We start from the raw sequence: 23,185 nt of genomic DNA on the forward strand, positions 1-23,185 counted from the left end.
TCAGGAGTTATCTAAGTATTAGAAATTGAGAAATCTCGCCTCTAATTGATCGAAATATGATCAATTAGAGGCGCGTTTGCCTTCGTATAGGGCGTAGCCGATAGGGCGTAGCCGATAGGGCGTAGCCGATAGGGCGTAGCCGATAGGGCGTAGCCGATAGGGCGTAGCCGATAGGGCGTAGCCGATAGGGCGTAGCCGATTCAGTCATCTCGAGCTTATGAGCTCTATGGATTCTGCTCAAGGCTGACCCCAGCATCACTGACACTTTGGTCAAAGCTGCATTCTACGTACTCAGGTTGACCGGACGTCACTGCTGCCAAGGGAGCATGGACTGATGTTAGTCTGACTGACTCAGCCTGTCCGTTTTCACCTCAGAGGAGACGTTGATCGCTGATAGTCTAATGTCCACTTTGGGGCCATAAGCGGACATCAGACTGGCTCCAAAGTGATGATTATCAGACCGAGACCAACAACCATCGCGAGGACAGCGCTGCCTAATATTCTCGCGGCGATATTGTACCTTTGAAGCTGACCTTGATCCGGCTGTATCTCGAGACCCTCACACCATTGTCGGTAATGCCTTAGTGCCCGCCCCGGAGCAGCACAATGACGAAAAGGAAGGCCGCTACCGCTTTTTGAAACGAAGATCAGTGTTGCCAGACCCTGGAAACAGAATAGCGCCATTCCGAGGAAGGCTGTAAAAATCAGTATTACGCCAACGGTTTTCATGTCAGATATGGGGCCACAAGCGGACGTTCATAACGCCTACATCAACGGCGGCCACGGAGTGGCCGTCCGAATGCCTGTACTTGTTATGGTGCCGGAGCTAGACATTCACCACACTCTCATAGAGATAGGCTATTGCTATGCCATCCCTGATCAGAACATACCCAGTTCGCTTTGAATCATCTCCGAACTCCTCAAATGGCAAAAGCTTATCGCCATCTTGCCAGAACTCTAAGAGGCACGAATAGCTAGGGCCTTCTGCCCCACCTAGATATCCGAGAGAAGCTGAAACATACGCCATTTCCTCCCCTGGCAAGGGGTCATTTTTGGAGAGATCTAGCATGTCGTGCGCTCGCTCTTGGAGCGCTCGCTTTGATACTTCCACCGGTGTAACTACCTGGCCATACTCGATCTCTCCGAGCTGACCGAATTTCAGCAAATCGAGGTGCGCGCCACTACAGTTTCGGGCCTCTGAAATCGCAGGACTTGAAAACAGCACAAACAATAGAGCTATGGCTGAACGATCGAGATGGCTGGTCATAGGATTAGGAACCATAACGCCTCAGGCTGAGGCCAGCGTCAGCTGGTCCTGCGCCGAAGGCGCCTTGCAGCCCTGACTTGTTACATGGCTAGCCACAAGGACCCGGATTTCTAATGCGATAGCTGCCAAATGGGGGCACAGATTCCCCGGCCGCTTGAGTAAGGCAAACCATAGATTCGTTTTGCAAAGAATACCTAGAAACAATTTGGTGCTCACTCCCATCTGCCAATCGAACGGTGTATTTTTTGCCAGCTGCACCATGGCCCCCTGCTCGGAATAAAGCTGTTTCTGAACCAACAATTTCGGCGGTGAAGGTATTGGGTGATTCGAATGTGAGCATTCCGTACGCAACGACTGCTACAAACGAGCCGATGATAGTAAGAACCATTGCCACACCTATCCATTGAGATGACTCCTTAGTTCGAACTTGCATCAGAGCCCGCCATGTAACAGCCAAGTATATGGACTAAGTAATTGTGCACAGAAAACTCTCTATCATGAGCGGTGGTTAAGGGGCCAAAAGCGGACGTTCATAAAGCCCGCATTAACGAATTAATTGGAGCGCAGCGGAAACTATTCCTTTACATGCGCTTGTTAGGCGTTTCCCTTGCTCGTACAAGACAAACACTTACCGGTAATTAAACTCATATTTTGCAAGTGTGAACCTAAGCTACCGCCACACTGAGGACAATTACAATGTATTAATTTGCTATATGAGAAAAGCCCCCAAAAAACAGCAAATACAAGCAACACTGGATGAAGAATGATAGACAATAGAAAGATCATCATGAGACCTAACCAAGTTATCAGCAATCTCTTCCTAGCACTCATTTATAATCCCTTTTCCACCGATGCAGAATGAACTTGGCACATTCTTAACTGGGACACTTAACGCTTCAAGCAGGGGCGACCGCAGAGCGGGCGTCCCGGCGCGAAGCGCCCTTGCTGCCTTGACTTGTTATGAGGCATTTTCAACGAGCATGAGTATCACGAATGTAACTGGGATGGTCACGAAGAACGGTACGGCTAATGCTATCAATACCTTCGTTATCATGCCGATATTCAGGACCTTTCCAATATAGGCTACCGATAGTATCAATCCGATTGCGGCTCCGATCCACTCGCTGCCCATAAGTGCGAACACTGTATTAGGCAATACATTCAGAAAGAATATGACGGTGCCAAACAGATACGACCTGGGCCAGAGTCTTTCCGTTACTCCGCAACCCTTAAGAATCGGATAAGAGACAAGACCGTATGTCGAAACAAGCAATGCCAATAGCGCGATTGCGGATAACATTCCAGTTAGCACAACGCCTCATAACAGCCAGATATGTGGAAAAAGTCAGTGTGCATATAAAATTCTTTTCAATGTGAAGGACAGCTAAGGGGCCAGGATCTGCCGTCCGTACTATGAGGTTGGTGCATCCACTTCTTTGCACGTAGCAATACCGACAACAGTCGGAAAATCGAACGTCATCGGCACAGCGGTGGCATGGCTAGTAGATGGCTTGTCGCCGTCATATGAAAATTGATAGTCGTATTCGCCACTGCCGCACAAGTCCGTTGCGCGTCTATGCCATAGCTCACGAACCCCTTCATTCGTAGCAAAGCCGTTACCTGCCGCAGTTATCTTGTATTTTCCCTCTCCCAGTTTTTCATCTTCGTAGCCGCCCCCAAATCCAGAAGATAAATCTTGATACGGGGGTGTGGCTGAACAAGCTGCCAGCGCCAATACGCCAATTACGATCAAAGAGCGGGAAGAAGTGTGCATAAAAAACCATCAAATGAGTTGGAAAAGAGAATGTCCGCTTTGTGGACGAAAGCGGACTGTACGGCAAGATTATCATAGACAACAGCTGCCGGTCGCGGCTTGATTCTGGAGGCATTGATCAATTAGTAATCAAATCTCAGTCTGCTCGGACAGTTCCAGTGCGTCTTCCATCTCGACTCCGAGGTAGCGGATCGTGCTTTCAAGTTTCGTGTGCCCGAGTAGTAGTTGGATAGCCCTTAGGTTCCCGGTTCGCTTATAGATCATCGATGGCTTCGTGCGGCGTAAGGAATGGGTGCCGTACTCTTTGACATCCAGACCTGCGGAGCGAAACCAGTTATCAGTGAGGCGAGCATACTGCCTAATAGAGATATGTGATTCAGCATTAATTCTGCTCGGAAATAGATAGTCGCAATCTCTCAGTTGCCGCTCACGAATCCAGGCTGTCAGGCTATCCCTAGTTGGGGCGTTATCTCGAACTGTACTGGTCTCTGGGTCTTTCGCTGCATAATAGTGGCCCGGCTGGCGACCCTTCCTCCTTGCGCTACGTCGCCTACGACTAGCCTAACCAGGTCACAGCCTCTAAGTTTGCTATCAAGAGCTAGGTTGAACATGGCGAGATTGCGTGTATTTTGAGCAATTTTTAGCCGGATTCGTATCTCCCAGATGTCCCGCAATTTCAGCGGTCTCTTTTGGCCAATGATTAGGCCTCGGTTCCACGCGGTACGTTTACAAGTTGCTTGGTGTATGGCCATATCCAGGACCCCGCTATTTGATTATGGGAGTCTTTAGGATAGGCTGTAAAACCGTCCGCTTTCGTCCACAAAGCTGCCCTTCACATTGAAAAGGATTTTCGATGCAAACTGACTTTTTCTACATTCCAAGCTGTTATGAGGCAACAGAGCGTCATGCTTAAGAGAGCTTTCCTGGTGGCTATGATTGCCTTGTCAGTAGTTGGTTGCGACCAGACCACTAAACATATTGCCCAGTCGCAACTGGCACACGATAAGTCCCATAGCTATTTCTATGACTCATTTCGGTTAACCTATGCCGAAAACACCGGGGCTTTTCTAAGTCTTGGTTCCAAACTTCCGGACACCACAAGATTCGCCATCTTCTCCATCTTGGTAGGAGGAATGCTTCTCGGAGCCATCATTTACACTCTAACAAGCCCAAGTCTTACGAGCTTGGAGCAATTCGGCTGGTCTGTAGTTATTGGCGGTGGGCTAGGTAATCTCCACGACCGCATATTTAACAATGGTGCTGTAATCGATTTTCTAAATTTAGGGATCGGTAGCGTTAGAACGGGTATCTTCAATATTGCAGACATGGCTATTCTTCTCGGCATTGCATTAATACTATGGCCCAAGCGTCGTGCCTCATAAAAAGTCACGGCAGCAAGGGGGCTTCGCGCGGGGACGCCGTGACCTGCGCCCCCGCGTCAAGTGTTATGAGCGTCCGCTTTTGGCCCTTAGCTGCCCTTCATATTGGAAAGGATTTTCGATGCACACTGGCTTTTCCGTAAACGTATCTGTTAGATGACTAGCATGATTCGAGTTATTACATGCATTCTTCTTTCACTTTTTTCGGCGTGTGCGCTCGCTTGCACTGTTCCAATGATGGGTGCAGATTTTGATGAGCTCATTACAGTAGAGGAAATCGGAAATAATGGTTTTAAAGCTACCATTTCTAAGGAAGCAAAGGGGCTAAGTTACGGTGCTGAAGCTACCGTACAATATTATCCTGCTAGTTCTGAGCACAGGATTGGTGAGTATTCAAAAAGGGTTCAATTAATAGAGCAAGGCTCTAACTATGTTTCCTCTTTTGAATTAGAGAAAATTGAAGGGCATATTCCTTTCTTGCAAGTGTTTTGGTACCCAGAGCAATGCTGTTTATGTGGAGCCTTCGGCAAATCAGATGACCTTTCACTTGACTAATTTACCTAAGAAGCAAGTTTGTCTCCGATTTCGAGGCTGGGACAGCCTCTACTGCATTTCCATTGCCCAAAATGCTCGCGTTCACGCGTGTCCGCTTTTGGCCCCTTAGCTGCCTTTAATGGTCACCCTCAACTTTAAGCGAGAACAGTAAGGATGTTTCGTTGCACTCAATAGTCACCAGTAAGCGGATACAGAGGGTTCTAGCAGTAATAGTTTTGACGATATTTAGTGGTTCAGCATCTGTTGCTGCTGCCGAGAAGAGGTATGATCTAGTTTACGAGTGCCACGATGCATCTGGTGCGGAGGTCTCACTCAGCTCCCATTCCCAAGTGTCGGAAGTCAAAGAGTTTGCCAACAAAGAAGTTCCCTTAAGTTTTAGTTTTGGCCTAAGGGAGGGCGAAGACACCATAGACTACGCTGTTGATCATTCCGTCTTGGATAGAGACAGTAAATCCGCTATGAAGCTGACAGTGGTTTTGGATGAGCCACACTATAAGTTTGCCTACTCGGTTAGTGGCCCCAACGTTTGGCAATTCAATTTAAATCTCGACTTAGATATAGCTAGTATTGTACTTATAGAATCGTCTGCTAAGTGGGAGCAAGCGTCTGCAACAGTCTACCAATCAAAGTGCAAGCAAATAGCCGTACACCCTGAGCTTTGGCGTAAATGAATGTCCGCTCCTGGCCCCATTCCTGTAGATACAATCAATGAGTAATACATCCACAGGAGATAATAAATCACTTCTTATCGCCGTATCACTTGGGCCGCTTTATCCGGCCCTGTCTTATGGCTTTTTGTGGATCTTGCTATCTGCTGGCTTGCGAGGCGGTGATGTTATTGGTCGGATCTTGATGAATTCGCTAGTCTTTGGTCTGGCAGCAATAATTTGTACTGGCATAGCGGCCTTGTTGGCCAAAACCCAAGTAAAGGTGAGTGGTTTCACATTTGCAGTATGTAGTTACTACTTTTGGTACGAGCTACTTCCAAGGCTGAATGGCGTAGAGAGTCGTTTCAATGATTTCAGTGCGTGGTATACGCTTGTTGTCTCTGTTGGACTTCCTATTCTTCTCACATATGTTCTAGCGTGGTGCTTTCGAAGGAGAGAAAGTGCTTAAGATCAACGTCCGCTTTTGGCCCCATTGCGGACATGAATCAAAGAGTCACTTTAACTTTACTCCTGGTATCGCTAAGTGGGTTTGCGATGGCTACGCCGTGCAGCCTCGAACTGGAGCTTGTTCACAGTGTCCCGCCTACATACCCGGCCGGGCCTGTTGCCTACCACTCATGTCACACAGGTTACGTTACGATAGGGTTTCGGGTGGAAAAGGACGGCAGCCGGATATTTTTGACTTCAGATCGGAGCTGATTCGGGGGGAGGCTCACTACTCGCTCTGCAAAACTGAGCCTGTAGGATACTGTCGGGTAGGTGACTCTTGGTTTTGAGTTATCGGTGTTCTTCCAGCCTGATTAAGACGGTGGAGGTTGTCAGTCAAAACATCGATGCTCGCGAAAACCAGGGAGCAGTCCTCGTCCGGCAGGCTTTGTTGAGTTGGTTGCAGGCCGCTGAGGGTGGGAAGCTCAGTCGCGGATAATCCAACTCTAGCGACTGATCAAATCCTACCGCGCTCGTAAGCCGGTTGATCGTATTGGCTGTAATCAATGCTCTCTAGTACCCATGAGTTTGCCTGCTCAGACTGTCGCTCTTCGATAGATTTCCCGAATACCTCGAAATGGACTCGGGCCATCAGGGACTGCAGTTCATCTTTGGATGCAAGGCCCAGGAATGAGCCAGCCTGAATAAACCCCTCAAGACGATGACGGTCGACTGGAGAGGCCTTGTGGCCGTCCCTTGACGCTCGAAACATGCGCGCGAGGCGGGTTTCAACTTCTTCAAGATAATCTTCTCTAGTTCTCATATCACTTACTCAAAATTTATTGAAAGCCATATTCAGGCTGCCACTGCTCAACATTCCGCCACCGGTGCCATAACCGATGGAAGAGAGCAGCCCCTCCCTGGATAACGGTCTCAGGGTATCGATTCAGCGCTATTCTGGCATGGATTACGCCCATGGCGGCATCGCGCTCTCTCTCGTATAGCAAACCGATGTCCGGAATGGAGACCAGCCACTCCTGCGTGGGCCGGATGAGGGCGCGGTTGGCGCTCAGCAGTACAGAGGCGGCAATACGCGCTTGCTTGTGGTTGTGGTCCAGGGCCAGGTCGAGCAGGATTGTTATGGACCGCTGGTAACGTATCTCTAAGGCGGTTTCCTGGTTTAAAGGTTTCATCATGGTGTGGTGTCGTCCAGAGAATGGGAATAGAGGAGCGGTGCGAGCACCGCTAGTAGTGGTCGGTTTCCTGTGTGGAGCCGGTATCCGGCTTTTTATCGCGTTCGTCCTCGGCGATCTCTATACCCAGGTACACGGCCAGCGAGCGGGTAGCGCATTTGAAGGAGGTTTTTACCACCTCCGGTCGGTACCAGTGCCTGAGCCAGGTACGGCCCAGAGACTCCTGGTCCCCTTGTCGTTTGGCTTGCTTGTGCATCCGCCAGATAGTACGGAAGTGGTAACCCCCACATGTGAAAATGAATAGAACCGCAGTAACTACAGGATCATCCATTATTCATACCCTCCGATCATGTGTGGCGGGAGGCGATCCAATAGAAGTAGATGGAACTCTCTCTCGAGCACTGTGAGGTCTGCGTCCATGGGGAGAAGATCATTCTCCAGCAGGTAATCCCTGAGCCAAATTACTACTGCATCTTCGTTGGAAGAGCAGATTTCTCTAGCGATGAAGCTCGCTATGGTCTTCCCTTGAGGATCGATCCCTTCTCGGAGGCAGAGGTGGCGGGCCACCTGCTGAACGTACTTTTTTTGGGCTTTCTTCGCCTCTTGAACCAGTTGATCCAGTGTGAATGTCTTGTTCCAGATACTCATTGTTGATCTCCTGTTTGGCCTTTCTGAGAGTCGTTATTCATCCGTTCGTTGAGGAGTGCCTCGAAGGCAGAGCCATCGCGCCGCGTAAGGTCGGGGGCGAACTTGGCATATTTTTGTAGGGTAACTGTGGGGTCTGAATGCCCTAGAACCTGGGATACCCAGAGCACGTTCTCGCCGGCTGCCAACCAGAGGGCTGCGGCCGTATGGCGGCTCTGGTAGAGCCTGCGGTAGGGCAGGTCCAGGAGGCGCAGTAGTGGCTTCCAGACGCGATTGTTGACGTTCTGGATGGTGAGGGGGTTGCCCTCGCCGTTGCAGAACACGTACTCCATGCCGCCGGTACGCTTTTCCTGCTCCTTCAGAGCGTTATAGACGAACTGGGACATGGGGATATCCCGGAAGGAACTGTCCGTCTTGGTGTCGGTCATTTCTCCGGCCACCAGGCTCTCGCGCACCTGAATCTCCCGGCGCTCGAAATCGATGTACTTCCATTTCAGGCCGTGAATTTCACCAGTACGCATACCTGTGAAGAAGCGAACGGTGAAGTAGCAATGAAAGTCCTCCCTGACGTGGGTGAGGATCCGCTGTACCTCGTCCAGGGTGAAGGGATTCACCTGGGTCTTGGGAACTTTCAGCGCCTTGATGTTCTGAAAGGGTGTTTCGAAGCCAAAGCGGTCCGCAGCCTCATTGCACACGAGGCGCAAGGGCACCATGACGGTATTGATCCGGGCGTGAGAGAGTCCCTGGCTACCGTCTTTGCGGGGGATTTTGGCCAACTTAGCCCGGAAGGCCAGGATGTCAGCCCGGGTGATGTGGCTGACGGGTATCTCACCGAAGGCTGGGATGACATGCTTGTCCAGGGAGGACCGCAGCGTGGTCCGGTAGGAGTGCTTCCAGCTGACTTCGTTCTCGTCGAACCAGGTCTGGGAGAAATCGCTGAACGTGGGCGTATCTGCCTGCACTTGCTCTATTCGGTTTTCGTGCTGCCTGAATTCACCAACTCGATCTGAGTTAGGAAAATAATTTTCATATTTGAAGGAGCCCAAGAGGACCTCCGCCTCAATGCGCTCCAGAATTGCGGCTAGCCGTTTTCGATTAGCGGGTTTATCCGGCAGTTTTGTGTATTCACGGCAGCGGACTCCCCGATATCGGAAATCGATAAAGAGCAGACCGCGTCTAGACCTTATGGATCCCATGGGTGCCTCCTTATTGAATGCCGGCCATAAGGGCCGAGGTAGTGGGACGCCGCATGTCCTGCTCAATACGCTCCCATATGAAAAGAAGTTTCCTACCGCCAAACGGCCTGAAATAATGGATGCCCTCCAGGAGGACGGAGTCCTTCAGTCGTGACCTCACAGTTCGTACGTCGTAGCCTATTTTCTCGGCAAGTTGTGCTGTGGTCAGGTATGTAAAGTTGTCCATAAAATGGCTCCAGACAATTGGGTGACCGGTGGGCCCCATGCCCTGTTGATCACCATGTAGAGCCAAGATTTCATGGATATTGATATTGCGCTGGCAGATGGGAAATGAGCGTTTTCCACAGCGGAGGCAGTGAAGGGCTTTGGCTAAGCTGTCCCATCAAATCTGCGAAAAATCTGGGCTGTAGGCCCGGATTTTTCGCCGCCGCCAAAGGCCACATATCGATCACAGATTCTGTAGGTTGTCCTCGCTGTGGGAAACCGCTAACCGTTGTTCCAGCGGGTGTTTTCGAGGAGGGGAAAACGCAGATATTGGGTCGGGCCCAGATTGGGCTCAATTTGGGCCCCATTTGGGCCCCAGCGATTTTCGGGAAAAAACAGCCAATCTTGCGCAATCGAAAATATGCGGCTAAGCTTATGAATAATAAAGAAAAAGTGCTTGAATTAAGTGGTAGCTACGGGTGGACTTGAACCACCGACCCCAGCATTATGAATGCTGTGCTCTAACCAGCTGAGCTACGTAGCCACATTCTGCAAAACGGGACTGGCTGTCCCGAGGAGGCGCGCATTTTCCGCGATTGTCGGGTTCGAGTCAAGGCCCAGCGAAGGCATTTCTACCCCCTCCTTGATCAGGCCTAAAAACAGTCGGTTGGCGGCTGTCTGCAGGGTCAGAATCACGCCCAATCAGGCGCCACTGGCATCTCATTTTGCAATCACTCACTATAGATGGCCTGACTTCGCAGCTTGCAGGTAACGAGTGATGAACGGGATGGATTGGGACGATATCAAGGTGCTGCTGGCGCTGGCGCGCCAGGGTTCTGCACGGGGGGCTGCCCAGGTGCTGGGCGTGAGCAACTCCACCGTGACCCGTCGTCTCGATGATCTTGAGCAAACCCTGCAAACGCACTTGTTCGATCGCACCCCGGATGGTTATCGCATGACGGCCGCGGCGGAGCAGCTATTGCCCACCGCCGAGCATGTGGAGGAATTGATTCTTGCGGCGGAGCGCCGTATTCAGGGGGGAGATCAGCACCTGGAAGGGCCGGTGAGAATCACCTTGCCAGCCAGTGGTGGTATGAGCCGCCTGATTGACCGGTTGGCGCTGTTTGCCGAGGAGTACCCCGGTATTGAACTGGAGATATCCTCGAGCGCCCAAGCCCTGGATCTCAGCAGGCGGGAGGCCGATATTGCCTTGCGGGTGATGCCGGTGGGTGTGAAGCCTCCCGATTACCTGATTGGGCGCTATCTTTCGCCCATTTCTGCCAGCACCTATGTACACCGTGATCTGCTGAATCCCGATACGCCCGATGACGTCTCGCACCTGCCGTGGGTAGGAAAGGCCGCTGCTGGCGACAGTGAGGATTGGCTTGCGGAAACGAATCTGCAGGACAATCCGGTGCGCCATGCTATTGTCGATCTCTCGTTACTGGTGAGCGCCCTGCAGGCCAAAATGGGTATGGGGTTTATGCCGTGCTTTTACGCAGCAGACCATGAGGAATTGGTGCGTGTTCCTGGTGCCACGGTGGTCCATCAAACCGACCTCTGGGTGTTAACCCACAAGGACCTCCGCCCCAGTGCCCGTTTGCGTGCGGTGCGGGATGTGATTGCCGATGAATTGCAGCACCAGCGGCCGCACCTGGATCGCCGCGGCACCTAGGGTGCCCAAAAATGCAACGCAGCTAATCATTTTTGGCCATTTTCAACATAAATGGGCATGCCTAGTATTGATCTCGCAGACCCCATAAAGGAGAGCGAGTAATGAACAAGGTAGTGGCAATGGCAGTAATGGGCGTCGCGTTGAGCGGCGCAGGTGTGGCCCAGGCTGAGTCCCCGCTCGGGCAGCAATTCACCGAATGCAAGGCGCAACTGGCGACGATTTATGGCGACGACACCCGCATGCGTTTAGACGGTAAGGCGCCAGGTCGAGGAACGATTCTCAAGCTGCGCGTTTATCCGGAAGGGCAGGGGGTGACACGAGTCCGCTGCACACGCGATGTCGACGGTGAACTCAGTTTTGTCGATCAGCACGGTATGGCGCTGGTGCCAGCAAAGCAGGATGAGGACGCATTGTCAGCGCTCTAACGGGAGCGGCTGTACCCGTTCGGGTGCAGCCGTTCACTCATTGTCGGTGATTTTCACGAGCCCGCCCATCATGCCGACATAGGCTGCGCCGTCAGGGCTGATGGAGATCGACCCATAGTGGTTGTTGAACAACCAGCCGGTGCCGGTGAGCTGCTTATACACCACGTCACCCGTGTGAAAATCCACTGCGGTAAAGTACCAGGCGTGTAGGCCCTCCGGGTTCTTGTCGTCACGGGTATAGAGGTATATCAGGCCATTCGCGGTAGACACTTTAGGCACGGCAGAAGGCGAGGTGATTGTCAGTTTTTCCCAGGCGGTGTCGCAGCCGCTGCCGTCAGCGCGAATGTCCACGCGGGCGAGGCCGGGTTCGGATTGCGGGATGTTCTTCGGGCCCGAATAACCGAAGTTGTTTTCGGCGATCAATGACAGGCCGACGGCGGCCAGCGAATTCTCCGTGGTGCCTCGGTTCTCTAGGAATATCGGATGCTTGCAGATCTGCTGCGAACCATTGCGCGGTGCCTGCGCATACACCATAACGTTCACCCGGCCGTCGGCGTTGTCGGTGATGGCCACGTAGTCATTGCCGACAAGGGTAGGCGTGGTGCCGGAGCCCCAGCCCATCGTGCCTTCCTTGGGAGCGCTGCCCCGGTCGTAGGGTGCGCGCCAGATAATGCTGGGCTTGCCGCTGTCATCGCGGCTGAAGTTGTACATGGCATGGCTGGAAACAACGAACACACCGTTCTTGCCCACAGCCAGGGCATTATCAATGCCTTCTTTACGTTGCGCCTCACCAAGTTGAATTGCGTGGCCGTTCTGACCGGCGCGGTCGATGCTGCCGATAATGCCTGCGCGGGTGATAAACCAATAGTTGCCCTGCCAGTCCGGCATCACGTCGATGATGTGGTGAGGGCCCTTGTCGATGCGGTTAAGTGGCGCGGCGAGGTCCAGGCTCTCGTCCAACTGCCAGCGCCAGTTTTCACCTTCTCGGGCCAGTTTCCACAACTGTATCGCCAGATCGTTGGTGGCCAGCAATACCCGGTCCCGGTGGTCGAGATGAAAGTAGACGCCGCCGCTGAACTTCTGTCCGATGGGTAGCCAGCGGGTAATGATTTGCCGAGCCAATACTTCGAGCGACTCCGGATCACGGGCTACCAGCGTGACACCAAAGGGGCTGACGCAGGTGCCTACCATGGGCCCCGCCTGCGTAAATGACTGGGCCACACAGCTGCCCGCCAGACGGTGAAACTGACGCGAGCTCACCTGCGCAGAGTGCCCCAGGGGGCCGCTCCACGGATAGCTGTCGGTCTGGCCTGCATCGTTGTGCATGCTGTTCACGCCGGCGCCGGCGAGGTACGGGTGTTGGATGGATGACTGTTCCGTAAGTGCCACAGGTCGTGGCTGTGCGGGGCTGCCGAGAAAAGTGGGGACGTCGGCCGCTGTTGACGGTGTGGGTCGCGCCGGATCGGCGTTAAGCCAGGCCCAGCCCAGCCATAATGCGGCACACAGTGAAGCGAGTACTATGGTTGTGCGTTTCATCGCGCCATCATAACAACGGCGTCATGGGTCATTTCTATAAGTGTATATCGCGTGCACCTGCTAGTATGACCGGCGATACCGGCGGCGAGAAAAATCATCCTTTCACGGCTACGGCATCGAAACATATACGCGCAGCGCGACAGGAAAACCGAAACACAATGAATATAGAATTAGCTGGGCGCACAGCCCTCGTCACTGGCTCTTCCCGCAATACCGGGGAGGTGATCGCACGCTCACTGGCCCTGGCAGGTGCAAAGGTGGTGGTGCACAGCAACGACGACGGCAGCGCACAGGCCACCGCGGCCGAGATTGAGCAGGCCCATGCTGTGGTCGGGGACGTCGCCACGGTAGACGGTTGCGATGAGGTGCTGGCGCAGTTGTCTGCAGCAGGTATGACCGTAGACGTCCTGGTGAACAACTACGGCACCGCCTCCCGGGGCAAGTGGCAGAGCGCCAGCGAAGAGGACTGGTTGGATATGTATCAAAAGAATGTGATGTCGATGGCGCGGTTGGTGAAGGGGCTGAGCCCGGGCATGGTCGAGCGTGGCTGGGGGCGTATTGTGAACCTGGGCACTGTGGGTTCGCATCGGCCCGGGCACCTGATGCCCCATTATTACGGTGCCAAAGGTGCGCTGGCGACGCTCGGGGTGAGCCTGATGCAGGAACTGGCCGGCACAGGCATTACGGTGAACACCGTGTCGCCGGGCCTGATCCACACGCCGGAGCTGGAGGCGGGTTATCGCCTCAAGGCGCAGAAGAAAGGCTGGGGTGAAGATTGGGACGACATTCTGCGTCACATCGTCGCCGAGGATTTTCCCAACCCCTGCGGCCGGCTGGCCACACGCCAGGAGGTGGCGGATCTGGTGGTGTTCCTGTGCAGCGAGCAGGCCGCCTTTATCAACGGGCAGAATGTTCGCATCGATGGTGGTGCGGTGGCCTATGTTTAAGTCTTGCCACGGCTGAATCGGGCGAACCTACGCGCCGTGGTGTGGTCCTACCCACATGGCGCGATATTTTTCTCTTGCGATTTTTCTTGTCTTCCTGACACTGCCGGCACTGGCCGAGCAGCGCTTTGTATCGCCCGAGCGCCAGGCGACTTTGCTCGAACTCTACACCTCCCAGGGCTGCAGCTCCTGTCCGCCGGCGGAGCGTTGGTTTAATACCCTGACTGATTCATCTCGCCTCTGGGACGATCTCGTGCCGGTGGTCTTTCACGTGGATGACTGGAGCTACCTGGGCTGGAAAGATCGCTTTGCCCGGGCCGAGTTCAGCCAACGGCAGCGCCGCTATAAAGCCGAGGATGCCGTGCAGGTGGTGTACCCCCGGGGGTGATGGCCATGGGTTGGGAATGGCGCGCCTGGCGTTGAGGCAGTGGCGTTCCCCGCAGCGATGAGGTGGTAGGTGCGCTGTCCCTTGCAGTGGATAGCAATGGGTTCACCGCGCAGTTGAACAGCAACAAGCTGGTGAACAATGCTCGCTTGTCTGTGGCGATTCTCGGCTTTGGTCTGGAAACCCCTGTGCGGGCCGGTGAAAACCGTGGTGAGCAGCTCGAGCATGAGTTTGTGGTGCTGGGCTTTGTGAGCTACCAGGGCAATGGCCGATGGCAGGGTACGCTGCCTGAAGCACCGCTTAGGGAAGAGGCGACGCGCCTGGGCATTGCCGCGTGGGTGAGTGGGTCTGACGCCCAGCGTCCCCTGCAGGCCGCAGGGGGCTGGCTCAACTAGCTGTTCACATTGCGAGCCACACCGCGGCGCCGAATCTAGCCCAGCTGCTAGACTGAATCCATCTGAATAATCCATAGGAGATAACAACGGTGTTCAAATCAATTGTACTTTTTGTGTTGGTTAGCCTGACCAGTGTGTCCGCCAGTGCTGCCACAGTAATGACGGTGCTGGTGACCGGCGCCAATCGCGGTATCGGGCTTGAGATGGTCAAGCAAATGAAAGCCCAGGGCCTGGATGTGATTGGTACGGCGCGCAAACCTGCCGAGGCAGAGGAGCTGCGTGCTACCGGTGCCCGGGTAGAGCAGCTGGATGTGACCGATGCTGAATCACTGGCGGCCCTCGCCGAAACCCTCAAGGGCGTGAAGATCGATATGTTGGTGAATAACGCCGGTGTCGGTGGTCAGGCCCCCGTCAGTTTCCGGGAAACTGATTTCGCCGCCACCGACTGGACCTTTGCCGTGAATACCCTGGGGCCGATGCGGGTCACCCAGGCGCTGATCGACAACCTGGACGCCGGTAAGCACAAGACCGTTATCCATATCAGCAGCGTGATGGGTAGCATCGAGCGCAACCGCGGTGGCTACTACGGCTACCGGGCGAGCAAGGCGGCGCTGAACATGATGAACAAGTCCCTCGCTCAGGAATTGGGAGAGGAAGGCTACACTTGTGTAGTGATGCACCCTGGCTGGGTGCAAACGCGTATGGGAGGGCCTGGCGCCGCGATTACCTCTGAAGAGAGTGTGAAGGGTATGCTGAAGGTGTTCGCCGGACTCGGTACGAAGGACAACGGTCGTTTTTATGACTACCAGGGCGAGTCAATTCCCTGGTAGCCTCGGCGCTTTAAAAGCACTGATAACATTAACAGAATAGCTGATGGAGCATGGCGGTCTGGTGAGTGAACAGCCTCTTGTGTATCGGCGCCACTCTAGCTGCCTAGCTCACTTCCTCAAGCGCAATACCATAAGCGTTCTGATAATCGGCAAAACGTTCGCGCTCAAAGTCTAGGTCCAGGCCGGAGTCTGCCAGGGTATAGCCATGTTGCCCGTGGCGTTTCGACTCATGCCCTGCAGCGAGGAAGGCGGCCATGCGCTCGCGCACATCGGCTGACAGTTCGTAACCGAACTGGTCATAGATAGTTGCCACCACGGCCAGCGGATCCTGGCGGAAATCCTTGAATTGTACATCGTAAGCTCGCTCTGCACTTAGCAGGCCGCGCTGCCGGACACTCATGGTTTTGCCGACACCGTAATGCAGTAGATCAGCGTATTCCTGGGTGACCTCGGTCAGGTCGACCTTATTGGAGCTGAGCTCGCGCAGGGTAGCTGTCAGGCTGCCTATCGACATGGCTACCCGCACTGGGTCACGATGCGTCTGGACAATGCGGGCATCGGGGTACTCGCGCAGCATGTCTTCGATATTCCACAGGTACTGAGGCGATTTGAGCACCCAGGTGTCGGCGGGGCACTTCCATTGCAGGATTTGCAGCCAGCGACGATGGTTTTTGAACACTTCTGACATGTCTTCCTGCAGCAGCCACTCCTGGTACTGTGCAACCCGGAATTGCACGTCAAAAATCATGGACGTGAAGTCGTAGGCAAAAAGCCCTACGCATTCCTGGGGCAACTCGGCGCCCATGGGGTGCATATATTTGAAGTCGGGTAACAGGCGGTCGATGTTTGCTAGCTCTGCGTCAACCTCAGCAATCCGAGGATCACTCCGATAAGTGGCTGAATCAGGGGGTGGGAAAGGGTATGCCACTTCCCAGCTCATGGGTACGCGAAACTGCGGGTCCAGGGCCACCAGTTCATGCAGGCTGGTGGTGCCTGTGCGCGGCATACCCAGAATGAAAATAGGCTGCTCTATGGGAGTGTCGTTGATTTCGGGGTGTCGCTCCAGTAAGTCCACGAAGCGCAGGCGGTTACTCAGCAGGCGCAGAATATCCTGGCGCGCTATCATCCGGCCCAGCGCATTCAGGTGGGCGTCTTCTTCAAGAGATTGGCACAGGCGTACCAGCGGAGCGCGGAAATAGTCCGACCCAAAGTTCGTGAGGCCGGTACTTCGCTGGGCCGATTGCATGAGTTTGTCAGGATTCAGTCGGGCTATGCGCCGACCCACTGGGCCGGTGAGACTGAATGCGCCGTTTATAGCCCGAACCGCGAATGGCAACCTTGCCGTCATAGTAAGACTCCGCAGCATTTGGCGATTAATGTTGTGCCAGTGCAGTGTATGTGCTGAGAGTGTGCCCCACAAACGTGGGCCTGCTGACAGGCCCCGTTGGCGCAGTTTGTTAAACCGGGTTTCGCCCGCCCCGGGGCCAGTTACCTGGTTTTTATTGGCAGCGCGATGTAGCTGGCTTTCTGACCGCCCAGCAGAAGCCTGTTGTCGGCCTTGATATAGGTTGTTTCGTCGTAGTTGTTGCCACCGGTATTCAAATTGCGTTCCAGACGCGGATAGTTCGAACTGCTGATCTCCACCCGGATCCTATGCCCAACTTTAAAGGTATTCGCGGTGGTATGTAGATCGATATCGGCCGGGTAAATCTCACCAGGCGTCATCAGTTCGCTGTCGCGCAGGCTGTTGCGGTAACGCATTCGCAGCGCGCCTTCCTGAATATTGTAGGCGGTGCCATCCGGGTGGACGTCTACGAGTTTGACCGTGAAATCGGTGTCTTTGGCTGAGGAGCTGACATACAGCTTGGCGTTGATGCGGCCGACCATTTCCAGGTCTTCGGTCAATGGCTCGCTGGTGTATACCAGCACGTCATCGCGCAACTCGATCTCGCTCTGATCGTAGCCACCGGCTTCGGTGTCAGTGCCGGTGCAGCAGGTATGGCCACCGAGTGACGGCACCGGGTTGCCCGGGTCGTAGGTGAAGCGGTCATCGTCCGCTTTTTTGCCAGCCTCGTCCAGCAGGCGGCCATCGCCGTTACGTGAGTTTCCTCCCTCGTTGCTGCTGAAGTACCACTTCTGGGGCACTACGCCCTCAGGTGGCCACTGGTTGGTGGACCTCCATTCATTGTCGCCCATCTGGAAGTAGTGGATCCGGTCGCGATCCAGTACGCCGTTGTCTTCACCTTTCATCCAGTAGTTGTACCAGTCGATCTGTAACTGATGATAGGGAAAGCGGGCGTCGCCCACGGGGCGTTCGCCGACGATCGTGTTTTCGGTTGCACCGGAGAAGCTGCAATGGGTGCCGGGGCCAATCACCAGGTACTGATGTTTGCGCGCGGCTTCGGTGCGACCGTTGGCGCTGAACTGGGCAAACATTTCCAGGGTTTCGGTGGCGCCATAGTCGTACCAGGAGTCCATAAACAGGGCCGGAATACTGAATTCATCGTCGCGCTGTACCAGGTCGAGGCTGCGGTAGTAGTCGCCGTCCGGTGCCGAGCGGCGCCAGGTTTCAAAATCAGTTGGGGGTACGCCGGCACGCTGAAGTACGTCGATCGTGGGCAGGGTTTGTAGTTCTTTGAGGTAGCGGGCGAAGTCTACCGGAGGCGTCATTTCGATCTTGCCACCGTGTTCGCGGAAGTACTCACCGCGGTCGACGCCTTCCGGCGGTTGGGTATACACCTTGGAGCCGCTGCCGGCGAACCAGCCGGCCGTCTGGCCCAGTTCAAACACTCCGCCACTCCAGGCCTGCCAGGCGCGTCCTGGCGCATAGAAGCCTGAGCCGGGCCACATTGGCACCGCCGTTACCAGGGCCGGGTGGTTGGTAGCGGCCAGTACCACTTGTGATTCGCCCTGGTAGCTGCAACCGGCCGTGGCCACCTTGCCGTTGGACCACGCCTGGCGGGTAATCCAGTCCAGGGTATCGATACCGTCTTCGCGCCGGCCAATCCCCAGTTTGTAGCTGCCGCCAGACTCATAGCGGCCACGGATGTCCTGTATTGCGAGGGCATAGCCCTGGCCGATGAGTTCTACCCAGGCCGGGTTCCAGCCAAATACCTGGCGCTTGTTGTACACCGTGCGTACCAGGATAAGCGGCATCTTTCCCTTGTAGCCCTTGGGGAAGTAAAAGTCGGTGGACAGCTCAATACCGTCGCGCATGGGGATCATGACACTGGCGTGCTGCTCGTAGAGTGTGTCGTCCGCCGCTTGAGCCGGGGCAAGCAGGCTCAGGCAGGTGAGCAGTATCAGGGTCTTCAGGGCCAGTGTCCGCATGCGGTTCCTCCGGGGGGCAGAAAGGGCTAATTGGTGAGCGTTATTGTTGTATGTTTCTCGAGGGTGCTAGTAAACCTCGGTAGCAAAGCCCTGTGAATAGATTTATAGATTAGATTATTAGATCCATCGTGTAGTTATTCTCACCCTGTATGGCGAGCAATGAAGCGGGGGATTGGTTTAGGATACAGGTAATGGGGAGAGTCGCACCTACGCAAGGGTGCACCACTCAATAATGAAAAAAATAACCAAGGCTGCACGCACATGAAGAACAAGCTGGTTCGCTACCAACTGCACCCACTGGCCCGGGCGATTGCTCTTGCCACCGTCACCGCACCTGCCGCTGCACTGGTTTACGGTCAGGAAGCGCAAACGCCGGCGCTGGAAGAAGTCATCGTCACTGCTACCAAGCGCGAAGTGAACATGCAGGACCTGGCCCAGAGTGTCCAGGCATTTAATACGGAGCAGATTTCCAAACTCGGTCTGGACAACATGGGCGACCTGCTTCGCGCTATTCCAAGTATGTCGACTGTCACGACCTCGCCTGGTCGCAACGAAGTGGTTTTCCGCGGTATCAGTACCGGCACCGGCGAATGGCGTACGGACTCCGGTTCGGCGGTGTACCTCGGTGACGTACCTATGACCTCTGCCACCCAGGCGGTTGACCCACGTAATGTGGATATTGAACGCGTTGAGGCATTGCCCGGGCCCCAGGGTACGCTTTTTGGCTCGTCCTCCCAGTCCGGCGCTCTGCGCATTATCCCTAACCGTCCCGATTATTCCGGTACCTACGGTGCTGTTGATGTGGGCGGCACCTATATGGAAGAAGGTGATCCCGGCCACAAGCTGGAGGGGTGGATGAACATTCCACTGGTCGACGACAAGCTGGCGATCCGCGCTGCGCTGTTCGACGTCAAAACCGGTGGCTTTATCGACAACATCTACGGCACCAACGTATTCAGCGATGATGACAATGCCGATGTTGTGGAGGACGACTTCAACGAATGGACCCAGCGCGGCGGACGTATTACCGCCCTCTGGAGCATCACTGAAGACTGGGATGCTGAGCTCATGTACATGCAGCAGCACCAGAAGTCGGAGGGCGACTGGAAGTCCGACCCCAATGCCGAAGGTGTCGACGATCTGGAAATCGTGCGCTTTCACAAAGACGAACGTGAAGATGACTGGTGGATTACATCGCTGACAGTGACCGGTGATGTCGGCTTTGCCGAGTTCAAGTCGATTACCAGCTATCTGGATCGTGAGATTACTTATGAGTTCGATGGCAATCTCGATGGGCAGGTGCGCGCCCAGTCCGTGCGTACACCCGGTGAGTATATTTACTACAACGTATGGTATGACACTGGCTTCCAGCCTGAGACCGCGGTAAATGATCAGACTGCCGAGAGGGTAACCCAGGAGTTTCGCCTGGCCTCTTATGGCGACTCTCGCCTGCAGTGGATGCTCGGTGCGTTCTACGAAAAAACCGACGACGCCTGGGTGTACGATTTTGCCCGTGTCGAGAACCTGAGTGAAACCAATTTTGGCCAGTACTGGGATCTCGGTGGCTATCTGCCAGATACCGACAGTTGGTACAAGGAAGACTACGAAGCCACCACGGAGCAGATCGCCGTGTTTGGTGAGGTCAATTACCAGTTCACTGACAACCTTTCAGCGACGGTGGGTGCACGCTGGTTTGAATATGATCGCGATCGCACCGAGTTCAAGAGTTGGCCGGAAGGTAACCCCTACGATACTGATATCTACGAGGGAACCGACGACGATACGCTGTTCAAGTTCGCAGTGAATTATGATCTGTCTGACGACAAGATGATTTACTTCCTATACAGCGAAGGCTTCAGGCTGGGAGGTTACAACTCGATCAAGAATCCGTCCTCTCGATTGCCGGACACATACAATTCGGATGAACTGATCAACTACGAAACCGGCCTGAAGAGCGAGTGGCTGGATAACAGTCTGCAGTGGAATATTTCTGGCTACTTTATGGAGTGGAAGGACATCCAGCGCGGCATTACCGATCCCGACGATTGGACGGCAAATGGCACCATTAACATGGGCGATGCCGAGATCATGGGTGTAGAAACGACGCTTGCCTACCAGATCACTAATAACCTGCGACTTGATGCCTCCTATGCATGGAGTGATTCAGAACTGCAGGATGATTACTGGGCCAGCGACACGTTCCCGCTCAGTGACCCCAGTCAGGATTGGCAGCTGGGTGCCGATGGGCAGGAGTTAGCTATTGCACCGCCCTCCAAATGGTGGGTGGGTGTCGAGTACAACATGCCAGCGCTGATCGGTGGCATGGACGGCTGGATTCGCTACGACCATTCCTGGCGCGATGAGATGTACCACGACTGGTGGAACGCGATGAACGCCGAAACCGGCTTTGGCGGGCGCAAACTGCTCGAAGAAGCCGATGAAGGCAGCCTGCAGGTGGGGCTGTTTGCACCGGGTAGCTGGAGCGTGACACTGAGTGTATGGAATATCTGGGACGATCGTAATGCCGAGTGGATTGACTCTGGCTACGACGGCAGTTTCGGGCCAGAGGGCACCTGGCCAGGTGTCGGTCGCTACGTGAATATGCCCGGGTATAACCGTCCCCGTGAATTCGAATTGACGTTCCGCAAGGACTTTTCCTTCTAAACCTTCTCTGTTCCCCGGGGCCGCGATGCGGCGCCGGGGCGCCGCTGCGGCAGCAATTTCCGAGGTAGACAGTGATCAGATCACGGCGGCTGCTCCGCTCTTTCAGTTTTCTTTCTCTGGTGGTGGCGCCTGCGCTGCAGGCTTCTGATGCTCAAACCCTGAGTATTGATTACCAGCAGACATTCCAGACCATCGAAGCCTTTGGCGCATCCGATGCCTGGGCGATCGACCCTGCAGTGAAACGCTGGCAGCACGAGGGTAATCCAGAGGCCGTCGACATGCTGGCCGATCTCCTGTTTGACACCCAAGAGGGCATAGGCCTTTCAGCCTGGCGGTTCAATATAGGCGCAGGCAGTGCCGAGCAAGGGGATGAGAGCAGTATTCCCGATCCCTATCGTCGTGCTGAGTTGTTTGTGGCTGAGCCCGGCGGTGAGGTTGATGCAAGTAAGCAGGCGGGCCAGGTGCGGTTTTTGCAGGCGGCTCACCAGCGGGGCGTGGAAACCTTTGTGGCCTTTGCGAACAGTCCTCCACACTGGGCGACCAAGAATGGCCTGACGCATCCAGCAGACGGTGCGGGCGTGGGCTCCACCAACCTGAACCCCGTGCACCGTGATGACTTCACCCAGTTTCTTGTGCGGGTGCTACAGCATCTTCGCAGTGATGCGGTTGGTGTGCCCGTGAACTACATCAGCCCCGCCAACGAGCCCACCTGGCATTGGCAGGACCAGACTCAGGAAGGTAGTCGTTATAACAACGAAGATCTGAAAGCACTGTATCGTTCACTCTTCGGGGCACTGAAAGCTCAGGGACTTGAACATGCCGTGGAGATAGATGGCCCTGAAGCCCCCGAATATCGGGTGGCCCTCGACGACGATCTGCACAAGGACCTTTATGGCAAGGTCTATCAGGGCGGCATGAATAAGGAAGGCGAGGGCAGTTTCAGGAACTACTTTACCGAGTTTCTGGGCGACCCACAGATGCAATCCCTGCTCGGTAACAAGGTCTCGTTGCACGGTTATTTCTCTGAGCAGGGTGAGTTACAGCTGGGTCCATTGCGTGACGCCATGATGGAAAATCTTTCCCGATATTCGCCGTCACCCAGGGTGTGGATGAGTGAATACTGTGTGTTGGGCGGCCCAGGCGATGTTCGCGATTTCGATGGGCACGGTTTTGATGCCGAGGATTATCACCTGGCGGAGCATATTGCGCGCATCATTCATCGCGACTTCACTCGCCTCAACGTCACCGCGTGGTTCTGGTGGTTGGCACTGACGCCCTACGATTACAAGGACGGGTTGATTCAGGTGGCAGATGATCTCGATGCAGGGTCCGTGAAGCCTTCTAAAGTGTTCTGGGCGCTGGGGCAGTACAGCCGCTTTATTCGCCCGGGCTACGAGCGTGTGGCAGCACCCGGCTTTGACGATGTTCACGGCCTAATGGCTTCCGCCTATCGCAGCCCCGAAAACAAGCGTCTGGTGGTGGTTGTCGTTAATGCGGGTGATCAATCCCAGTCGCTGTCACTTGAATACCAGAACTTGCCGGCAGAACGTGCTGTCGCCTTACCCAAAATCTACAAGACCGACGCGACAAGCAATCTCGCCCACTCACCAGCTCTACTGAATCAGGGGCGGGTAACGCTGCCTGCACACAGTATCGTCAGCCTGGTGGTGGATCTCGTCGCGGATACACAATGA

At 54.7% G+C, this 23,185-nt stretch carries 21 protein-coding genes and 1 tRNA gene; 10 read left to right on the forward strand and 12 right to left on the reverse strand.

Going from position 1 to position 23,185, the window contains the following annotated elements; translation table 11 throughout:
- Positions 1-826: 826 nt before the first annotated feature.
- From BST95_RS07695 to BST95_RS20405, 3 genes are all read right to left on the reverse strand, one after another.
- Complete coding sequence (locus BST95_RS07695; RefSeq protein WP_084198784.1) at positions 827-1,267, reverse strand: hypothetical protein; 441 nt, start codon at positions 1,265-1,267, stop codon at positions 827-829.
- A 1,411-nt stretch (positions 1,268-2,678) separates the two neighbouring features.
- Complete coding sequence (locus BST95_RS19665) at positions 2,679-3,041, reverse strand: CC0125/CC1285 family lipoprotein (protein ID WP_146004182.1); 363 nt, start codon at positions 3,039-3,041, stop codon at positions 2,679-2,681.
- Between the two features lie 129 nt (positions 3,042-3,170).
- Positions 3,171-3,488, reverse strand: a complete 318-nt coding sequence (locus BST95_RS20405) for a tyrosine-type recombinase/integrase (RefSeq protein WP_338073419.1) — start codon at positions 3,486-3,488, stop codon at positions 3,171-3,173.
- A 458-nt stretch (positions 3,489-3,946) separates the two neighbouring features.
- Between BST95_RS20405 and lspA the strand changes: the two genes are divergently transcribed.
- Complete coding sequence (gene lspA, locus BST95_RS07715; protein WP_084201093.1) at positions 3,947-4,423, forward strand: signal peptidase II; 477 nt, start codon at positions 3,947-3,949, stop codon at positions 4,421-4,423.
- Positions 4,424-4,585: 162 nt separating this feature from the next.
- The gene (locus BST95_RS19670) at positions 4,586-4,975 is read left to right on the forward strand and encodes a hypothetical protein (protein ID WP_146004183.1); all 390 of its coding nucleotides are present in this window, start codon (positions 4,586-4,588) and stop codon (positions 4,973-4,975) included.
- A 1,611-nt stretch (positions 4,976-6,586) separates the two neighbouring features.
- On the opposite strand, the gene BST95_RS07725 is transcribed toward BST95_RS19670, so the two are convergent.
- The 6 genes from BST95_RS07725 to BST95_RS07755 form a co-directional block, all read right to left on the reverse strand.
- The gene (locus tag BST95_RS07725; protein WP_084198788.1) at positions 6,587-6,892 is read right to left on the reverse strand and encodes a hypothetical protein; all 306 of its coding nucleotides are present in this window, start codon (positions 6,890-6,892) and stop codon (positions 6,587-6,589) included.
- A gap of 16 nt (positions 6,893-6,908) precedes the next feature.
- Positions 6,909-7,265 carry a hypothetical protein gene (locus BST95_RS07730; RefSeq protein ID WP_084198789.1) on the reverse strand — a complete coding sequence of 119 codons (357 nt, stop codon included), beginning with the start codon at positions 7,263-7,265 and terminating at the stop codon, positions 6,909-6,911.
- Positions 7,266-7,314: 49 nt separating this feature from the next.
- Entirely contained in the window at positions 7,315-7,593 is a 279-nt protein-coding gene (locus tag BST95_RS07735) for a hypothetical protein (RefSeq protein WP_084198790.1), read from the reverse strand.
- On the reverse strand, positions 7,593-7,910 hold the full coding sequence (locus tag BST95_RS07740; RefSeq protein WP_084198791.1) for a hypothetical protein: 318 nt from the start codon (positions 7,908-7,910) through the stop codon (positions 7,593-7,595). The genes BST95_RS07735 and BST95_RS07740 overlap by 1 nt, the downstream gene beginning before the upstream one ends.
- Positions 7,907-9,103: a tyrosine-type recombinase/integrase gene (locus tag BST95_RS07745; protein WP_084198792.1), complete on the reverse strand. Its 1,197-nt coding sequence runs from the start codon at positions 9,101-9,103 to the stop codon at positions 7,907-7,909. The genes BST95_RS07740 and BST95_RS07745 overlap by 4 nt, the downstream gene beginning before the upstream one ends.
- A gap of 671 nt (positions 9,104-9,774) precedes the next feature.
- Positions 9,775-9,851: transfer RNA gene (locus tag BST95_RS07755), tRNA-Met, on the reverse strand.
- 234 nt (positions 9,852-10,085) lie between these two features.
- On the opposite strand from BST95_RS07755, the gene BST95_RS07760 reads away from it, so the two are divergent.
- Both BST95_RS07760 and BST95_RS07765 read left to right on the forward strand, forming a co-directional pair.
- The gene (locus tag BST95_RS07760; RefSeq protein WP_229801679.1) at positions 10,086-10,982 is read left to right on the forward strand and encodes a LysR family transcriptional regulator; all 897 of its coding nucleotides are present in this window, start codon (positions 10,086-10,088) and stop codon (positions 10,980-10,982) included.
- A 101-nt stretch (positions 10,983-11,083) separates the two neighbouring features.
- A complete protein-coding gene (locus BST95_RS07765; protein ID WP_084198794.1) occupies positions 11,084-11,407 on the forward strand; it encodes a hypothetical protein in 324 nt (107 codons plus the stop codon).
- A gap of 33 nt (positions 11,408-11,440) precedes the next feature.
- Here the strand turns inward: BST95_RS07765 and BST95_RS07770 are convergent, their stop codons facing one another.
- The gene (locus BST95_RS07770) at positions 11,441-12,943 is read right to left on the reverse strand and encodes a hypothetical protein (protein ID WP_084198795.1); all 1,503 of its coding nucleotides are present in this window, start codon (positions 12,941-12,943) and stop codon (positions 11,441-11,443) included.
- Positions 12,944-13,101: 158 nt separating this feature from the next.
- Between BST95_RS07770 and BST95_RS07775 the strand changes: the two genes are divergently transcribed.
- The 4 genes from BST95_RS07775 to BST95_RS07790 all read left to right on the forward strand — a co-directional run bounded on the left by BST95_RS07775 (position 13,102) and on the right by BST95_RS07790 (position 15,497).
- On the forward strand, positions 13,102-13,890 hold the full coding sequence (locus BST95_RS07775; RefSeq protein ID WP_084198796.1) for an SDR family NAD(P)-dependent oxidoreductase: 789 nt from the start codon (positions 13,102-13,104) through the stop codon (positions 13,888-13,890).
- A 55-nt stretch (positions 13,891-13,945) separates the two neighbouring features.
- The gene (locus BST95_RS07780) at positions 13,946-14,275 is read left to right on the forward strand and encodes a DUF1223 domain-containing protein (protein ID WP_084198797.1); all 330 of its coding nucleotides are present in this window, start codon (positions 13,946-13,948) and stop codon (positions 14,273-14,275) included.
- Between the two features lie 86 nt (positions 14,276-14,361).
- Positions 14,362-14,667: a hypothetical protein gene (locus tag BST95_RS07785; protein ID WP_146004184.1), complete on the forward strand. Its 306-nt coding sequence runs from the start codon at positions 14,362-14,364 to the stop codon at positions 14,665-14,667.
- Positions 14,668-14,756: 89 nt separating this feature from the next.
- A complete protein-coding gene (locus BST95_RS07790; protein ID WP_205737350.1) occupies positions 14,757-15,497 on the forward strand; it encodes an SDR family oxidoreductase in 741 nt (246 codons plus the stop codon).
- A 103-nt stretch (positions 15,498-15,600) separates the two neighbouring features.
- On the opposite strand, the gene BST95_RS07795 is transcribed toward BST95_RS07790, so the two are convergent.
- Complete coding sequence (locus BST95_RS07795) at positions 15,601-16,845, reverse strand: sulfotransferase family protein (protein WP_169843882.1); 1,245 nt, start codon at positions 16,843-16,845, stop codon at positions 15,601-15,603.
- Positions 16,846-16,985: 140 nt separating this feature from the next.
- Positions 16,986-18,827: a CocE/NonD family hydrolase gene (locus BST95_RS07800; protein ID WP_084198800.1), complete on the reverse strand. Its 1,842-nt coding sequence runs from the start codon at positions 18,825-18,827 to the stop codon at positions 16,986-16,988.
- Positions 18,828-19,088: 261 nt separating this feature from the next.
- On the opposite strand from BST95_RS07800, the gene BST95_RS07805 reads away from it, so the two are divergent.
- A complete protein-coding gene (locus BST95_RS07805) occupies positions 19,089-21,491 on the forward strand; it encodes a TonB-dependent receptor (RefSeq protein WP_084198801.1) in 2,403 nt (800 codons plus the stop codon).
- Between the two features lie 71 nt (positions 21,492-21,562).
- Positions 21,563-23,185, forward strand: a complete 1,623-nt coding sequence (locus BST95_RS07810) for a glycoside hydrolase family 30 protein (RefSeq protein WP_102106208.1) — start codon at positions 21,563-21,565, stop codon at positions 23,183-23,185.

This window comes from Halioglobus japonicus (genome assembly GCF_001983995.1).
Lineage (GTDB): Bacteria > Pseudomonadota > Gammaproteobacteria > Pseudomonadales > Halieaceae > Halioglobus > Halioglobus japonicus.

Coding starts and splice junctions, on each gene's coding strand:
- BST95_RS07780 (WP_084198797.1), top strand. CDS start 13,946: ATGGCGCGATATTTTTCTCTTGCGATTTTTCTTGTCTTCCTGACACTG.
- BST95_RS07765 (WP_084198794.1), top strand. CDS start 11,084: ATGAACAAGGTAGTGGCAATGGCAGTAATGGGCGTCGCGTTGAGCGGC.
- BST95_RS07695 (WP_084198784.1), bottom strand. CDS start 1,267: ATGACCAGCCATCTCGATCGTTCAGCCATAGCTCTATTGTTTGTGCTG.
- BST95_RS07795 (WP_169843882.1), bottom strand. CDS start 16,845: ATGACGGCAAGGTTGCCATTCGCGGTTCGGGCTATAAACGGCGCATTC.
- BST95_RS07725 (WP_084198788.1), bottom strand. CDS start 6,892: ATGAGAACTAGAGAAGATTATCTTGAAGAAGTTGAAACCCGCCTCGCG.
- BST95_RS19670 (WP_146004183.1), top strand. CDS start 4,586: ATGATTCGAGTTATTACATGCATTCTTCTTTCACTTTTTTCGGCGTGT.
- BST95_RS07730 (WP_084198789.1), bottom strand. CDS start 7,265: ATGATGAAACCTTTAAACCAGGAAACCGCCTTAGAGATACGTTACCAG.
- BST95_RS07800 (WP_084198800.1), bottom strand. CDS start 18,827: ATGCGGACACTGGCCCTGAAGACCCTGATACTGCTCACCTGCCTGAGC.
- BST95_RS07760 (WP_229801679.1), top strand. CDS start 10,086: ATGAACGGGATGGATTGGGACGATATCAAGGTGCTGCTGGCGCTGGCG.
- BST95_RS07740 (WP_084198791.1), bottom strand. CDS start 7,910: ATGAGTATCTGGAACAAGACATTCACACTGGATCAACTGGTTCAAGAG.
- BST95_RS19665 (WP_146004182.1), bottom strand. CDS start 3,041: ATGCACACTTCTTCCCGCTCTTTGATCGTAATTGGCGTATTGGCGCTG.
- BST95_RS07775 (WP_084198796.1), top strand. CDS start 13,102: ATGAATATAGAATTAGCTGGGCGCACAGCCCTCGTCACTGGCTCTTCC.
- BST95_RS07805 (WP_084198801.1), top strand. CDS start 19,089: ATGAAGAACAAGCTGGTTCGCTACCAACTGCACCCACTGGCCCGGGCG.
- BST95_RS07770 (WP_084198795.1), bottom strand. CDS start 12,943: ATGAAACGCACAACCATAGTACTCGCTTCACTGTGTGCCGCATTATGG.
- BST95_RS07745 (WP_084198792.1), bottom strand. CDS start 9,103: ATGGGATCCATAAGGTCTAGACGCGGTCTGCTCTTTATCGATTTCCGA.
- BST95_RS07735 (WP_084198790.1), bottom strand. CDS start 7,593: ATGGATGATCCTGTAGTTACTGCGGTTCTATTCATTTTCACATGTGGG.
- lspA (WP_084201093.1), top strand. CDS start 3,947: ATGCTTAAGAGAGCTTTCCTGGTGGCTATGATTGCCTTGTCAGTAGTT.